Genomic DNA, 16,651 nt, shown 5'->3' on the forward strand with positions numbered 1-16,651 from the left:
CCTCAGTGAGTATGGTTAATTTTCCCTGTTGCGTTGATTGGGCACCTATATCCCGGGTGCGTGGCGTAGAGCGAAGAGTAGCCCCTCAGCCCGCGGTAGTTGGAATGGAAGCTGGGGATCATGCTTGACTATAACCAGCCGATAGACCGGAGCAGGTCGGAGGCCCCGCAGCAGCGGAGGTCCGACGCCAGCTTCAACGTGCTGGAGCTCGTCAGCCTGCTGTGGCGGCGCAAGATCGCGATTGCCGCCGCGGCCCTGATCGGCGCGTGCCTTGCCGTCACCATCGGCAAGAGCCTGACGCCCCGCTACACCGCGACCGCCCAGCTCTATGTCGATCCGCGCGAGCTCCAGCTCGTCGATCGCGAGCTCACGCCGCGCGCGCAGGACCTCTCCGGCATGTCCATGATGGTGGAGAGTCAGGCACGCCTGATCACCTCCAACAGCGTGCTGCTGCGGGTCATCGAGCAGGCCAATCTCGACAAGGATCCCGAATTCGGCGGCGGTGACGGCAAGAGCGCGATGTCCTCGCTGCTTGGCCTGATCGGCCTCCAACCCCGCGCGCCCTCCGCCGCGGACGTCAAGGACGTGCAGCTTGCGGCGCTCGACGCGCTGAACAGGCACATCACCATCCGCAAGACCGAGAAGAGCTTTATCGTCGACATCGAGGTCTGGTCGACCGATCCGGCGAGAGCGGCGATGCTCGCCAACACGCTGACCAACGCCTACCTCACCGAGTCTCGCAACTCGCAGGCTCTGGCCGCCCGGCGCGCTACCAGTGAATTGTCCGGCCGGCTGAAGGAGCTGCGCGAACGGCTGCGCAACGCCGAGACCGTGCTTGCCACCTATAAGGCCCAGAACAATTTCGTCGGCACCCAGGACGCGCTGATCAGCGACCAGCAGCTCTCCTCCAGTAACCAGCGGCTTTCCGCGGCCCGCGCGGCGACCATGGATGCGCAGGCGCGGCTGGACCAGATCGAGGCGAGCCGGCGCACGGCGGCGGATGCCGGTGCGAATGCCGAGGTTCTGCAATCACCGACGATTGCAAACCTGCGCGCGCAATATGCCGATGCCCGCAAGAAATATGCGGAGCAGACCGCCGAGCTTGGGCCACGGCACCCGGCGCTGCGTCAGACCGAGAAGCAGGTCGAGGATATCAAACGCGTCATCAGCGAGGAGGTCGACCGCTTCGCCCAGTCGGCCAAGAACGACCTGACGCGCGCCCGCGACTTTGAAGCCTCGCTCAACCGGGCGCTGGAGGCGCAGAAGCGGCAAAGCGTCCAGCTCAGCCAGGCCGCCGTGCGCCTGCGCGAGCTCGAGCGCGAGGTCGATGCCAGCCGCGACGTCTACCAGTCTTTCTTCAAGCGTTCGCGCGAGACCGAGGAGCAGGAGACGCTCAACACCTCGGCGACCCGCGTCATCGGCGAAGCCACCGTGCCGCAGCGGCGCTCGTTCCCGCCGGCGATGAGCTTGTTCGCCATGATCGGCGTCGTCTTCGGTGGGCTCGCGGCCGCCTGCTGGTTTGTCGCGGCCGAGCATCTGTTCGTCGGCGCGACCGCCCCCGAACCGAGCCGCCGCGAGCGCACGCCGGAGCCGGAAGTATCGAGGACGCGACCGGAAACCGCCGCACCTCCTCCGCCGCTTTCTCTGGTCGAAAAGCCGCTGATCGCCCGCCTCCAGGAGGCCGACGTCATCCGCACGCTCGGCGCCATTCTCGCCACCGGCGGCGGTGTCGACCTCACCCGACTGGGCTGGCCGACACTGCGCCCCGGATTTCCGCTGACGACGCTGCTCAACGCCTTGCGCGACATGCGCGCCGCGGTGGCACGGCGCGCCGGCGGCAAGGCGATGCCGGTGATCGCCTTGGTCGGCGCCGGCGAGACCGTCGGGCGCAGCGTGACCGCGCTGAACTTTGCGCTTGCGGCGGCGCGCGACGGCAGCCGCGTGCTGATGATCGACGCCGACCATCAGGCGCACACGATCTCGAACAAGGTCAATCGCCCCGGCAAGAGCGAGCCGGGCAAGCTCGGCTGGCTCTCGATCGGCAGCAACGCCGCGCGCGAGATCAAGACCGTCAACGGCATCTCCGTGCTGCCGGCGGCCGAGAGCGATGCGGGCAAGGCAACGGACGCCATCCGCAAGGCAATCGCACAGGCGCGCTCTGCCGGCGGCTATGATCTCGTCATTCTCGACGGCCCGGCGATGCCGTTCTCGGCCGCCGGCCGCAAGCTGCTCGACAGTGCCGATGCGCTGGTGGCGGTGCTGCCGACCAGCCTCGACATCAACGACAGCATGGAAGAAATCTTGACCGCGCTGGGCGGCGCCGAGCGCAAGCTCGTCGGCGTGATGCTCGACGAGCTCACTCCCGCAGCCCAAATGCGCCAGCGAGGCAAACAATATGCTTGAGCGCCGCGTCAATCCTGAAGGGCGGGCCGCAACCGCCGAGGTGCCACGGATCACCGTCGGCGGCCTTCGCATGGCCGCGCTCGACCTGGAAGCCACTGCCGATTTCATGATCGAGGCCACCGACCCGCGTCATCGCATCGGCCGCCCGCTGTACCTGACCTCGGCCAACGGCGAGGTGCTGGCACGCTGCTCGACCGAGCCGCAGACCGAGCGCCTGTTCCGCGCCGCCGATTTGATCAACGCCGACGGCCAGCCGCTTGTGGCGGCCTCAAAACTGCAATCCTGGTTTCCGCTGCCGGAACGCGTCGCGACCACGGACCTGTTCCATATCGTCGCGCGCAAGGCGGAAGCTGCCGGCCGCTCCTTCTACATGCTCGGCGCCAGCGAGGAGGAGAACGCCACGGCTGTCAAGAAAGTCCAGAACCTGTATCCGAAGCTCAAGATCGTCGGATACAGCCACGGCTATCTCCGTGGCGACGCGCTGCGCGCCAAGGTCGAGGAGATCAATGCGTTGGCGCCTGACTATCTCTGGGTTGCACTCGGCGTTCCCTCCGAGCAGGCCTTCGTCGAGGAATACACGCCGCTGCTGACCAATGTTGGCGTCATCAAGACGTCCGGCGGCCTGTTCAATTTTTTATCGGGAAGCCGCTCTCGCGCGCCGCAATGGATGCAGAAGCTCGGGCTGGAATGGGCCTGGCGCACCTGGCTGGAGCCGCGGCGCTTGTTCTGGCGCTATTTGACCACTAACCCCCGCGCGATCTATCTTCTCTTCAGCCGTAACCGGCCCTTCAATCGCTGAGAAGAGTAGAACACGACATGACTGATCGACCGACTGTCCTCGTCACAGGGGGTGCAGGCTATATTGGATCGCATGCCTGCCGCGCCCTGGCCGCAGCCGGTTACCAGCCCGTCGTTTATGACAATCTCTCGACAGGCCATCGCAGCTTCGTTGCCGGGGAGATGGTGACCGGCGACCTGCTCGACGGCGCGACGCTGGCGCGCGCCTTTGCCGACCACAAGATCACGGCGGTGATGCACTTCGCGGCCGCGAGCCTCGTCGGCGAGTCCATGACCGATCCGCAGAAATACTACATCAACAATGTGCAGGGCACGTTGTCGCTGTTGCAGGCGATGCGCAACGCAGGCTGCCAGCGCATCGTGTTCTCCTCGACCGGCGCGGTCTACGGCAACGCCGATTCCAAAGAACTGCCGGAGGATTTTCCCTGCGCGCCGATCAATCCCTATGGTGCGTCAAAGTGGATGATCGAGCGTATGCTCGCCGATTACCGCGCGGCCTATGGCTTCGGCGCATTCTGCCTGCGCTATTTCAATGCCAGCGGCGCCGATCCCGCCGGCGGCATCGGCGAGCTGCGTGACAACGAGACGCATCTCATTCCCCGCGCGATGATGGCGTTGCAGGGCCATGTCGACTTCGCCGTGTTCGGCGACGATTACGACACCCCCGACGGCACCGCGATCCGCGACTACATCCATGTCACCGATCTCGCCGCGGCGCATGTCGCGGCACTGAAGCTGCTGGAACAGGGACACGCCGGCGGCAGCTTCAATCTCGGCACCGGCTCCGGCTTTTCGGTGCGCGAGATCCTGACCGCGATCAGGCAGGAGACCGGGCGTGAGGTGCCGCACACCATCAAGCCGCGCCGCGCCGGCGATCCCACTTATCTCGTCGCCGACGCCTCCGCCGCGCGAAAAGTGCTGAACTTCGTGCCGCGCCATTCCGACCTGCCGACCGTGATCCGCACCGCCTGGGCCTGGCACCAGAAGGCGCATCCGCTGAGGTCGCGCTAGGCACCCGTATTACGACTTGCCGGTCAGGCCCCTGAGGGGCTAAAGAGGTTGTCACAGTCGGCGCCGGCGAATGTCCCGAGCGCCGCATATTGCTCTTACGGCCGCCGATGGAAGCGGCACGTGTAGCTCAGCCAATAGCGCGAGCCGATTCTTCACAGCGAAGGCCACGATCTAATCCGCGCGCGGCCTGCTTTCAGGCGCGGCCCAAGGAGCACGGAGCGAATGCATCAGGCCGCAAGCCTGCAATTCGAGCGCGTGATGGACGAGCTCGTCCTCTGGCATGCCGTGCCCGAGGACGAACGCTCGCCGGCGCCGGCCTGGTGGTGGGGACCCGCGATGGCCGTGTGCGACGCGCAAGAGCCGATGCGACACGCATGGTGTTGTGAGCTGGGCCTGGGCGACGGCTCGAGCTTTGCCGAAGGTACGCATGCCCTTCTCACGCTATTCGCCGAGCAAACCTCGCCGACCTGGCCGGATGATTTTCCGCGCAAGGCGGAGATCAAGGAAGACGACGTTCGTGAGTTGCTCGCGCAGCCGTCAGACGACAGCGCGTTTCAGCCGTAGCGCCACAGCTTCGTTGACGGCCGGATCAGTCTCCGGCTGGAGCGGCGGAGCGACCGGCAGCACCATCGGCCGCAGCAGCTCGGCCATCTGCGGCGCCGGCACCGGCTTGGAGATCAGGAAGCCCTGCATCTCGTCGCAGCCATGGGTGCGCAGGAACGCCTCCTGCTCGGCGTTCTCGACCCCCTCGGCCACCACGGTCATGCCGAGCGCCTTGCCCATGCTGATGATCGCCTGCGCGATCGCCTGATCCTCCGAATCCTGCGGCAGGTCGCGCACGAAGGAGCGATCGATCTTGATGGTGTCGATCGGGAAATGCTTCATCAGCGACATCGACGAATAGCCGGTGCCGAAATCATCGATGGCCAAGCGAATGCCACGGCTCTGGATCGCGTCGAGCACCTTGAGCGCACGTCCGACATTGCGCATCATCATGCTCTCGGTGACTTCGAGCTGGAGCAGCACCGGCGACATGCCGCTTGCCGCCAGCGCCTCGTCGACGTCCTGCAACAAATGCTCGTCGACAAACTGCCGCGGCGACAGGTTGACCGCCATCGACACCGGCAACAGGCCACGTCGCTGCCAGGCCATGGCCTGCGCGCAGGCCTCCTTCACCACCCAGCGGCCGATCGGCACAATCAGGCCGGTTTCCTCGGCGAGCGGGATGAACTGCGCCGGCGAGATGCTGCCGAGATCGGGATGCGTCCAGCGCAATAGCGCTTCCACGCCGGTGATCTGGCCGGTCGCCATGTCCACCTTGGGCTGATAGTTCAGCGAGAACTGCTCGCGCTCGAGCGCCCGGCGCAGTGCGCTCTCGAGCGACAGCCGCTCGATCGACTGCGTCGTCACTTCCTTGGAGAAGAAACGATAGCCGTTCTTGCCATCTTCCTTGGCGAGATACATCGCCATGTCGGCGTTCTTGGTCAGCGTCTGCGCGTCGGCGCCGTTGGCGGGATACATCGCGATGCCGATCGAAGCCGTACTGTGGCACTCGTGGCCGGCCAGTTCCATGGGCTTGCCGAGCGCCGCGAGCAGTTCGGTCGAGATGCGCTGGACGTCGTCGATCTCGCCGCACTGGTCAAGGATCACCACGAACTCGTCACCACCCAGCCGTGCCACCACATCGCTAGCCCGCAGCGCGCTACGCAACCTGTTCGCCACTTCGAGCAGGAGCAGATCGCCGGCCTCGTGGCCGAGCGAATCGTTGATGACCTTGAAGCGGTCGAGATCAATGAACAGCACCGCAAAGCGGTGGTCATGGCGCTCTGCGATGTCGATCGCCTCGCGCAAGAGACTGCTGAAGGTCTCGCGGTTCGGCAAATTGGTCAGGCTGTCGTGCGAGGCGAGATATTCGATGCGCTCGTCGGCCTTTTTCTTCTCGTCGGCCCGATCGAAATTCTCCATCGCGAAGGAGACGTTGCCGGCAAGACGCTGCAACAGCTCGACGAACTCGTCCGTAAAAGTGTCCTGCTCGGTCGACATGTAGATCATCACGCCGACGGACTCGTCATGCGTGACCAGCGGGAACGCCGCACCGGAGCGCGCGCCGTCGCTCTGGAGGACGGAATGGAAGGCGCTGACGCGGCGGTCGTTGACATAATCGTTGCTGATGCAGGGCTGGCGGGTGCGGAAGGCCGTGCCGCTCATGCCGCGGCCCTCGGGCCGATCAGCGTCAATGGAGAGACGCACGTTCCTCGTGGTCTCGGCGGACGGCCCCGCCGCCGCGACGATCTCGAGCTGATCGCTGTCATCCCTGGCGAGCGCAATGGTCGTCGAAGTGAACTTGCCGCCGGTGGACGCGGCCTGGCACACGAGATCGAACAATTCAGTGCGCGACTTGGCCCGGACGATCGCTTCATTGGTAGCGCTGAGCGCCGCGAACATGCGCGTCAGGCGTTCCTTCTGCGCTTCGGTGCGGGCCTTTTCCTCGGCACGCTCGAAATTGTCGAGCGCAAACGACACGTTTTCCGCGAGGCGCCCGAGCAGCTCCACGAGATCGGGCGTGAATGTGTGTTCTTCGGGAGCCAGGAACAACAGGACGCCGCGGGGCTCGCCGTGAGAGCGCATGAGCGGAAAGCTCGCAGCCGCACGCGTGCCGTCTTCCGTCGCCTTGGTGCGCCAATGCTCGGATCTCGGGTCGCTGAGATAGTCGTTCATGATGCAGGGTTGCCGGGAACGCAGCGACGTTCCGATGATTCCCTGCCCTTCGGGATGGTCGGCGGAAATGACGCAGGTCCGTCCGACCATGCGATCATGCATGCGCCCCTTGGCCGCGACGACGCGGACGATCTCGCCGTCCGGGTCCATAATTGCGATGGTCGCCGAGGCGAACATGTCGCCCAGCACGGAGGCCTCGCATGCGGCCTCGAACAGCTCATCCCGCGTCTTGGCACGCATGATGGCTTCATTGGTCGCGCTCAGCGCCTCGAACATGCCGCTCAGCCGGCTTCGCTGCTTGTCGGCTCTGGCCTTCTCCACCGCGCGGTCGAAATTCGCCAGCGCAAAGGCCACGTTCGCCTGCAATCGCTGCAGGAGCTCGACGAATTCGGGGGTGAAAGTATCGCGCTGGAACGAGTGGAACAGGAAGGCGCCCTCGATCCGGTCGCCGTTGAAGAGCGGCAAGGCCGCCGCCGATGCGATGCCGTCCCGACGCGCGCCTTCGCGCCACGGCTTCATGCGCTTGTCGGCCCACAGATCGTTGCTGACGCAGGGCTGCCGCGTGCGGAATGCGGTTCCGGTCAATCCCCGTCCTTCCGGAACCTTGTCGGTCGTCGCAAGCTTGAAGCGGCGCACCTGCTCCTTGTTCGGACCATAGCAGGCAACCACGTGGAGCAGCTCGGCATCGTGATCGACCAGCGCAATCGACGTCGATGCGAACTTGGCGCCCTCGACCGTCGCCTCGCACACCAGGTCGAACAATTCGCTGCGCGAGCGCGCCCGCAGGATGGCTTCGTTGGTGGCGCTGAGCGCCGCATACATGCGCGCGAGGCGATCCTCCTCCTCGGCGATCCTGGCCTTCTCCGTTTCGCGGTCAAAGTTCTCGAGCGCGAAGGAGACGTTCTCCGTCATGCGAAGCAGCAGCGCGACGACCTCCTCGTCGTTCGCCCATGACTTGCTGACGAATGAGAACAGCACGCCAACGCTGGTCCCGCGCTTGACCAGCGGCGCGACCATGCAAGCCACCGCACCGGCGTCGACGTTCGCCTGCTCCCACGCCGTTCCCTTGATTCGATTGACGAGGTCGTCCTCGACGATCAGTCTCTGCGTCCGGAAGACCTCGCCGACAATACCTGTGCCGTGGGGATTCTCCGGGTCGATCGAATAACGCGCTTGTCTGATCAGGTCGAGGTTCTGTCCGGTCGCGGCGACCGGCCTCAGCCAGTGCGAGTCCGGCTCGAGCAGCAGAACGAACGTGGCAAGCGACTTGGCGCAGTAGACCGCGGCATCGCAGACGCGCTGGCACAATTCCAGTTCGGTCTTGGCGTGCAGAATGGCCTCGTTGGTCGCGCTGATGGCGCCGAACATGCGGTTGAGCCGCCGCGTCGCGCGCTCACCGACCTGGCGCGCCGTTTCACGCGTGAAATTGTCCAGCGCGTAGGAGATGTTCGCCGACATACGCTCGAACAGCGATACCATCTGCTCGTTCAACGAGCCGGCCTCACTGCGGGTCACGAACAGCACGCCGACGCTCTCGCCATTGCAGAGCAGCGGCAGCGCCGCCGCCGCGCCGATATGAGCCTTCGCCGCGCCCTCGCGCCACGCCAGCGAGCGCGGATCGTTCAAATAGTCATTGCTGATGCAAAGCGTCTGGCTGCGAAACGCCTCGCCGCCGACGCCCGCGCCTTCCGGCGTGCCCGCTTCAACGGTGATCTCGATCGCGCTCAGCCGCGCCACGTCCTCGCCGCAACCGGCGGCAAAGCGCAGCCGACGGCCGTCCGGCTCCACCAGGAACACGGCAACCGCCATGAAGTCCCCGCTCGCAAACCCGGCGTCGCAGACCTTTTGGTACAGCTCGTCCGGCGATTTCGCGTAGAGGATCGCTTCGTTGATGGCACTCAACGCTGCAAAGGTGCGCGCGAGGGTCGTCTGCACGATCTCAACTCCCGGGCATTTCTGCCGTTTTATCCCGGGTCGCGTTATGAACGGTGATCGCCTAAATGGTCGTTATTGCGCGGTGGAAACCGCCGATCACAGTGAACGAGCTGCGAACGACAGACCAAAAACTGTCGGGAATCCCGCCGTGCGGCATGCCAGGACGCATGGTCGTTCGACGAAAGGCGCGTTCTGTTTACGAATTTGCAGCCCTGTATTGGTTTACGGGAGATTGATATCGGCGCGGGGCTTTGAGACGATGGCTCCCAGCAACGTCCATCAAGGGCGATGACCTGAGGGAACGCCATGCCGATCGTCAAGGCCGACCGCCTCACGCGCGTCAGCGCTGCACTGCTCCGCGCCGCCGGAGCTTCCGAGGAAGAAGCCGACGCGGTCGCCGTCGGTTGCGTCAACGCCAATCTCGCCGGCCACGACTCCCACGGCGTAATCGCGGTTCCCACCTATATCGACCGTATCAAGGCCGGACACATCGTTCCCGGCGCCAAATGGTCGATCGTCCAGGAATCGCCGACCACGACCGTCATCGACGGCCATTGGGGGTTCGGCTTCCATGTCAACGCCAGGGCGATGGCGCTGACGATCGAGAAGGCGAAGACGGCGAACGTCGCCGCCTGCACCGTGTTCCGGCAAAGCCATGTCGGCCGCCTCGCCGCCTATCCACTGATGGCGATGCGCGAAGGCATGATCGGGATCGCGACGGCGGACTCCGGCCGCTCGCCGAAGCACGTGGCGCCATTCGGCGGCAAGGAGGCCCGGCTCGGCACCAACCCGATCTCGATCGCGGTGCCGTCCGATCTCGAATCGCCGTTCTATCTGGACATGGCGACATCGGCGGTTGCGGCCGGCAAGATCCAGCTCGCGGTCGCCCGCGGCGAGGAGATTCCCACCGGATGGATCATCGATGCCGAGGGACGGCACACCACCGACCCGACCCAATACCGCAAGGGCGGCGCGCTGCTGCCGCTTGGCGGCACCGAAGGCTACAAGGGCAGCGGCCTGGCCGCGATGGTCGAGGTGCTCTGCGGCCTGCTCACCGGGCTCGGCTTCGGGGTCGAGCCGACCGGCCGGCACAATGACGGCTGCTTCATGGCGGTGTTCAACGTCGCGGCGTTCCGCCCGCTGAAGGAATTCAAGCGCGAGGTCACCGAATTCGCGCATTATCTGAAATCAACGCCGCCGTCCGAGGGCAGCAAGGGCGTCTACTATCCCGGCGAGATCGAGGGCGTGCGCGAGCAGCAACGTCTGCGCGACGGCATCGAGATCGAGGATGCGACTTGGGAGAAGTTGCGCTCGCTGGCGCGTGAGTACAGGCTCGAAACAATCCTCGATCTGGCCTGATGGAATTTGGAGAACAGCATGACGCGGCAGATGGTACTGGTCGGCTTCCTTCAGGCGCAAAACTGCACCAATCTGCCGAGCTCCTGGCGGCATCCTGACTCGCGCGACGATTCGATGTCGGCGGACTATTATCAGGAGATCGCGAAAATCCTCGAAGCCGGCAAGTTTCACATGGCCTTCTTCGACGACCGCCTGGCGATGCCCGACCGCTACGGCAACGACCACGCCCACACCGTCGAATACGGCATCCGCTGCGTGAAGATGGATCCGTTGATCGTGCTCACCACGATGGGCCTGGTCACCGACAAGCTCGGCTTAGGGGCAACCTGCTCGACCACCTATTACGAACCGTTCGACGTCGCCCGCCGCTTTGCCACGCTCGATCTGATGTCGGGTGGGCGCGCCGGCTGGAACGTCGTCACCTCGCTCAACGACGGCGAGGCGCTCAACATGGGACGTGACTCTCATCCCGAACATGATTCCCGCTACGACAAGGCCGACGAGTTCATGGAGGTCGTGCTCGGCCATTGGGACACCTGGGAAGACGGCGCGTTGATCATGGACAAAAAGAGCGGCCGCTTTGCCGATCCGGCCAAGGTGAAACGGCTCGATCACAAAGGCCCAGCCTTCAAGTCACGCGGTCCGTTCACCGTGCCGCGCTCGGATCAGGGCCATCCCGTGATCATCCAGGCCGGCGCGTCGGGCCGCGGCCAGCGCTTCGCCGGGCGCTGGGGCGAAGTGATTTTTACCGCCGCGCGCAATCTCGCTGCGGCGAAGGAAGGCTATGCCGCCGTGCGCAACGAGGCCGCCAAAGCCGGCCGCGATCCGGACCAAATGCGCCTTTGCAATTTGACGACGCCGGTCTGCGGCGCGACCAACGCGGAAGCCGAAGACAAGATGGCGCTGATCAACAAGCTGCCGCTCCAGATTGACGCGCTGTCGCTGCTCGCCGAAGCGCTCAACTACGATTTCGCCTCCAAGGACCTCGACGAGCCGCTGACGACGGAAGAACTTAAGAGCATGCAGGGCATTTTGGGCATCCGCGACGGCGTACTGAAGAATTCAGGCAAGAGCAATCCGAGCGCGCGCGACTTCGTCACCTTCTCCGGCCGCGGCCAGGTGCAGGACGCGATGGTCGGCGGCCCCAAGGAGATCGCGGACAAGCTCGAAGAGATGTTCGTCGAGCGCGGCTGCGACGGTTTTGTCATCGCCGCGACCTATGTGCCCGGCTCCTACGCCGACTTCGTGCAACACGTCGTGCCGGAATTGCAGCGCCGCGGCTTGTTCCAGAAGGACTATCGCGGCAAGACGCTGCGCGAAAATATCGGCCTAAAACGGCCGGCCGCAGGCGCGTGGAAAGTGCAGCCGCGCGATGCCGCGGAATAACAACGGGGGACAGAGCATGCGCTGGCTGACATTCACCGCTTCGGGCAAGACCTCCTGGGGCCTCGTCGAGGGCGATCAGGTGGTCGCGATCGACGGCGATCCCTTCGGCGAATGGCAGCGCACTTCGCGCACGCTTCCCTTGTCGCAGGTCAAGATCGAGCTGCCATTGATCCCGCGCACCTTCTATTGCGTCGGCTTGAACTACCTGAAGCACCTGAAGGAGGCTGCCGACAAGCGCGGCGAAGTGCCGGCCGTGCCCGATAGGCCCGAGATCGGCTATCGCGCCCAGAACGCGCTGATCGCGCATGACGAGGACGTCGTGATCCCGTCCTTCGCGACCGAGAAGATTCACTACGAGGGCGAGCTCGCCGTCGTCATCGGCAAGAAGGTGAAGCATCTCACCGAAGAGAACGCCATGGATTGTGTGTTCGGCTACACCATCGGCAACGATGTCAGCGAGCGCAGCTGGCAGAAGGCCGATCGCAGCCTCTGGCGCTCGAAGAACGCCGACACGTTCAAGCCGATGGGCCCGTGGATCGAGACCGAGGCTGATCTTGCGAAGATGGAGACCATCGTCCGGGTCAACGGCAAGGAAACCAACCGCTTCCACACCAACGACATGATCTTTGGGGTGGTACCGTTCCTGGTCGAGCTGACCAAGTATTTCACGCTATGGCCGGGCGACGTGATCTGGATGGGCACCGACGGCGCCTCGCCGGACATCAGGCATGGCGATGTCGTGGAGATTGACATCACAGGTGTCGGCACGCTGCGGAACAGGTTTGTGCGGGAGAGGCAGTAGTTGTCGCTGCCGTAGGGTGGGCAAAGCGAAGCGTGCCCACCGCTTTCGCAAATCGAGGCAAGATGATGGGCACGGCGCTACGCGCCTTTGCCCACCCTACAGCACTTCCCGTGTCTTAAAACGGCAGCGCCACACTGGTCTTGATCTCCTTCAGCACCACGTTGCTGCGGACATAGCGGATGCCGGGAATGCGGAACATGAACTCGTCCAAAAACCTGTTGTAGGCCGCCATGTCCTGCACGACGACACGCAAGTGATAATCCGCATCACCAGTCGTCGCAAAACACTCCAGCACCTCGCGACGTTTGGTGACCCGGGACACAAACTCGTCGACGAATTTGGCGTCGTGCCGCTCCAGCGAGACATGGAGGATAGCCGACATCGTAAAGCCCGCCTGCTCGCGCGTAACCAGCGCGGCATAGCCCCGGATGACGCCAGTCTCCTCGAGCGCGCGCACCCGGCGCCAACAGGCGGAGGTGGACATGCCGACCTCGTCGGCAAGCTGCTGGTTGGTGGCGCGGCCGTCCTTCTGGAGATAAGCGAGAATCCGCGCGTCCTGGTCTTCAATCATGAAATCCCCTCAATCCGATAGAATGTACCGCAGAACGAACATGTTCGCAAAATTCTACCGAAATGGCGCTTAGATCGGGATGAATAGGTAAGACCTACCAGCGCCCGCGGCCTAACCTTCGCCTATTCGGCAGGATGCCGCGCGAGGTCCGCATGGACGCCATTCCGTCACTCGACACCTACGAGCTCTCCGACCGCTACGACCGCGCGGAAGGCCGCGTCTTCCTCACCGGCACCCAAGCCATCGTCCGCATCGCGCTCGACCAGGCGCGGCGCGACCGTGCTGCGGGCCTCAATACCGCGGGCTTCATCTCCGGCTATCGCGGCTCGCCGCTCGGCGGCATCGATCTCGAACTGTGGCGCATCAAGGAACGGCTGAAGCGCGACGCAATCGAGTTCCTGCCGGCCGTGAACGAAGACCTCGCCGCGACCGCCGTGCTCGGTTCGCAGCAAGTCGAGACCCAAGCCGATCGCGAGGTCGACGGCGTGTTCGGGCTCTGGTACGGCAAGGGGCCGGGCGTCGACCGTTCCGGCGATGCGCTGAAGCACGGCAACGCCTACGGCTCCTCGCCGCATGGCGGCGTGCTGGTGGTCGCCGGCGACGACCATGGCTGCGTCTCGTCCTCGATGCCGCACCAGTCCGACGTAGCCTTCATGAGCTGGTTCATGCCGACGCTGCATCCCGCAAGCGTCGACGAATATCTGGCATTCGGCGAATATGGCTACGCGCTGAGCCGCTTCTCCGGCATGTGGATCGGCTTCAAGGCGATCTCGGAAATCGTGGAATCGGGTGCCTCCGTCGCGTTGCGCCCGCCGCGCATCTTCCGAACGCCCGACTTCACGCCGCCGCCGGGCGGATTGCACTATCGCTGGCCCGATCTGCCGGGGCCGCAGATCGAGGAGCGGCTGGAGGCGAAGAAGCACGCGGTCTACGCCTTCGCAAAAGCCAATCCGATCGATCGCCACATCTACGACATTCGGGGCGCGACCTACGGCATCGTCACGACAGGCAAGGCGCATCTCGACCTGATGGAAGCGCTGCGGCTGATGGGCCTCGATGAAGCCGCCTGCCGCGCCATCGGCATCGACATCTACAAGGTCGGCATGGTCTGGCCGCTGGCACTGCACGACGCCATGGACTTCGTGAAGGGCAAGCGCGAGATCCTCGTGGTCGAAGAGAAGCGCGGCATCATCGAGAGCCAGTTCAAGGAATATTTCTACGACTATCCCGGCGCGAAGCCCGAGCGCATGGTCGGCAAGCACGACGAGCGAGGGGCGCGGCTGATCTCGTGGACAGGCGAGCTGTCGCCGCGCGCGCTGGCTGCCGTGTTGGCCCGCCGGCTCGACCCGCTGTTTCCGGGGCTCAATCTCGCCGCGCGGGCAGCAGCCCTGTTGCCGGAAGCCGAGCGCACGATCAACGTCGCTGGCGCGACGCGCACGCCCTATTTCTGCTCGGGCTGCCCGCACAACACATCGACGAAAGTGCCGGAAGGCTCCAAGGCCCTTGCCGGCATCGGCTGCCATTTCATGGCGAGCTGGATGGACCGCGACACCTCATCGCTGATCCAGATGGGCGGCGAAGGCGTGAACTGGGCGGCATCGTCGAGATTCACCGGCCACCAGCACATCTTCCAGAATCTCGGCGAAGGCACCTACTATCATTCCGGCTCGATGGCGATCCGCCAGGCGATCGCGGCCAATGCCAACATCACCTACAAGATCCTGTTCAACGATGCCGTGGCGATGACCGGCGGCCAGCCGGTCGACGGCCCCGTGAGCGTGCATGCGATCGCGCACAGCGTCCGCGCCGAAGGCGTGGCGCGCATCGCCCTGGTGTCGGACAATCCCGCGCAATTTTCGCCGGCTGATTTGCCCGCCGGCGTTAGCATTCATCCCCGTGAGGAGATGGATGCGGTACAGCGCGAGCTGCGTGACGTCTCCGGCGTCTCGGTCCTGATCTATCAGCAGACCTGCGCCACCGAAAAGCGGCGGCGGCGCAAGCGCGGGCAGATGGCCGATCCCAAGCGCTTTGCCTATATCAACGATCTCGTCTGCGAAGGCTGCGGCGACTGTTCGGTCGAATCCAATTGCCTCAGCGTCGAGCCGAAGGAGACGCCGTTCGGCCGCAAGCGCCAGATCAACCTCTCGTCCTGCAACAAGGACTTTTCCTGTCTCAACGGCTTTTGCCCGAGCTTTGTCACCGTCGAAGGTGCGACACGCCGGAAAAAGACCGCAAGCGAGATGGACGCCGTCGGTCGCGCCGCCACGCTTCCCCTGCCCGCCCCTGCCACGCTCGACCGTCCCTACGACCTGCTCGTGACCGGCGTCGGCGGCACCGGCGTGATCACGGTTGGCGCGCTGATTGGTATGGCCGCGCATCTGGAACGCCGCGGCGTTTCGGTGCTGGATTTTACCGGCTTTGCGCAGAAGTTTGGGCCCGTGCTGAGCTACCTCCGCCTGGCGTCAAGTCCCGAGGCGCTGCATCAGGTGCGCATCGACCAGGGCGCGGCCGATGCGCTGATCGGCTGCGATCTCGTGGTGAGCTCCTCGCCAAAGGCGTCCGGTACCTATCATCGCGGCACGCGCGCGGCGATCAACACGGCGGAAATGCCGACCGGCGACGTCGTCCGCTTCCGCGACGCCGATCTCGCCTCGCCCGCGCGCCTGCGCGCGATCCGGCAGGTCATCGGCAACGACAATCTCGACACCATCAACGCGAATGCGCTGGCTGAGCGCCTGCTCGGCGACGCCGTCTATGCCAATATCATCATGCTCGGCTTTGCCTGGCAGCGTGGACTGGTGCCGATCTCGCTATCGGCGCTGCTGCGCGCGATCGAGCTCAACGGCATTGCGGTCGAGCGCAACAAGCACGCCTTGGCCTGGGGCCGGATCGCCGCCGCCGATCCGGACTTTATTCCGAAGACGGACGAAGCGCCCAAAGCCGAGACGCTCGACCAGCTCATCGATCGTCGCGCCGAATTCCTCACCGCCTATCAGAGCACGGCCTATGCGGCGCGCTACCGGACCATCGTCGCAAAAATCCGCGACGCCGAATCCGCGCTGAACAGCGAGGCCTTGACCGAAGCGGTTGCGCGCGCCCTGTTCAAGCTGATGGCCTACAAGGACGAATACGAGGTGGCACGCCTGCACATGCAAAGCGGCTTCCTCGACGAGCTGAAGCGCGAATTCGAGGGCGACTTCAGCGTCCAGTACCACCTCGCACCACCGTTCCTGCCATCCGAGCGCGACGCGCGCGGCCGTCCGCGCAAGCGCGCTTTTGGTCAGTGGATTCAGATGCCGCTCGCCATGCTGGCACGGTTGAGGGGATTGCGCGGGACGCCGTTCGATCCGTTCGGCTACACGGCCGAGCGGCGCGCGGAGCGGGAGTTGATCACCTGGTATGAGGGGGTGATCGCACAGATACTCGACCGGCTCGACGCCGTGCATCTGCCCGGTCTCGTCGCCATCGCCAAAGCTCCGATGGAGATCCGCGGCTATGGGCCGGTGAAGGACATCGCGATTGCGAAGGTGAAGCCCGAGGTCGACCGAATGCTCGCCGATCTCGCGGCTTCGTCGCCGGCAAAGATGCGCGCTTACGGTTGACGCCGCGCCCGGGAGGCTTCAGCCTCCCGGGTTGAAAAGGGGCTTCCTCATGAAGCCCGGCAATCG

General features: G+C 64.7%; 10 protein-coding genes. 8 read left to right on the plus strand and 2 right to left on the minus strand.

The window, feature by feature from the left end; genetic code table 11:
- Nucleotides 1-120 precede the first annotated feature (120 nt).
- From UP06_RS16710 to UP06_RS16725, 4 genes are all read left to right on the plus strand, one after another.
- On the plus strand, nt 121-2,403 hold the full coding sequence (locus UP06_RS16710) for a GumC family protein (RefSeq protein WP_045003938.1): 2,283 nt from the start codon (nt 121-123) through the stop codon (nt 2,401-2,403).
- On the plus strand, nt 2,396-3,202 hold the full coding sequence (locus UP06_RS16715) for a WecB/TagA/CpsF family glycosyltransferase (RefSeq protein WP_045003939.1): 807 nt from the start codon (nt 2,396-2,398) through the stop codon (nt 3,200-3,202). The genes UP06_RS16710 and UP06_RS16715 overlap by 8 nt, the downstream gene beginning before the upstream one ends.
- Nucleotides 3,203-3,219: 17 nt before the next feature.
- Nucleotides 3,220-4,212 (plus strand): UDP-glucose 4-epimerase GalE, encoded by a 993-nt coding sequence (gene galE / locus UP06_RS16720; protein ID WP_045003940.1) that lies wholly within the window; start codon nt 3,220-3,222, stop codon nt 4,210-4,212.
- Between the two features lie 222 nt (nt 4,213-4,434).
- Nucleotides 4,435-4,776, plus strand: a complete 342-nt coding sequence (locus UP06_RS16725) for a hypothetical protein (RefSeq protein ID WP_045003941.1) — start codon at nt 4,435-4,437, stop codon at nt 4,774-4,776.
- Here the strand turns inward: UP06_RS16725 and UP06_RS16730 are convergent.
- A complete protein-coding gene (locus tag UP06_RS16730) occupies nt 4,750-8,865 on the minus strand; it encodes a bifunctional diguanylate cyclase/phosphodiesterase (protein ID WP_045003942.1) in 4,116 nt (1,371 codons plus the stop codon). The genes UP06_RS16725 and UP06_RS16730 overlap by 27 nt on opposite strands.
- 306 nt (nt 8,866-9,171) lie before the next feature.
- Between UP06_RS16730 and UP06_RS16735 the strand changes: the two genes are divergently transcribed.
- Genes UP06_RS16735 through UP06_RS16745 form a run of 3 tightly spaced genes read left to right on the plus strand, consistent with a single transcriptional unit; the run spans nt 9,172 to nt 12,412 of the window.
- Nucleotides 9,172-10,224, plus strand: a complete 1,053-nt coding sequence (locus tag UP06_RS16735; RefSeq protein WP_045003943.1) for an Ldh family oxidoreductase — start codon at nt 9,172-9,174, stop codon at nt 10,222-10,224.
- 18 nt (nt 10,225-10,242) lie between these two features.
- Complete coding sequence (locus UP06_RS16740; protein ID WP_045003945.1) at nt 10,243-11,610, plus strand: LLM class flavin-dependent oxidoreductase; 1,368 nt, start codon at nt 10,243-10,245, stop codon at nt 11,608-11,610.
- Nucleotides 11,611-11,626: 16 nt separating this feature from the next.
- A complete protein-coding gene (locus UP06_RS16745; RefSeq protein WP_045003946.1) occupies nt 11,627-12,412 on the plus strand; it encodes a fumarylacetoacetate hydrolase family protein in 786 nt (261 codons plus the stop codon).
- A 115-nt stretch (nt 12,413-12,527) separates the two neighbouring features.
- Here UP06_RS16745 and UP06_RS16750 read toward each other — a convergent pair whose 3' ends face one another.
- The gene (locus UP06_RS16750) at nt 12,528-12,983 is read right to left on the minus strand and encodes an Lrp/AsnC family transcriptional regulator (protein ID WP_045003947.1); all 456 of its coding nucleotides are present in this window, start codon (nt 12,981-12,983) and stop codon (nt 12,528-12,530) included.
- A gap of 152 nt (nt 12,984-13,135) precedes the next feature.
- Between UP06_RS16750 and UP06_RS16755 the strand changes: the two genes are divergently transcribed.
- On the plus strand, nt 13,136-16,585 hold the full coding sequence (locus UP06_RS16755; RefSeq protein ID WP_045004247.1) for an indolepyruvate ferredoxin oxidoreductase family protein: 3,450 nt from the start codon (nt 13,136-13,138) through the stop codon (nt 16,583-16,585).
- The last annotated feature ends 66 nt before the right edge of the window (nt 16,586-16,651 follow it).

It is taken from the genome of Bradyrhizobium sp. LTSP857, assembly GCF_000938285.1.
Lineage (GTDB): Bacteria > Pseudomonadota > Alphaproteobacteria > Rhizobiales > Xanthobacteraceae > Bradyrhizobium.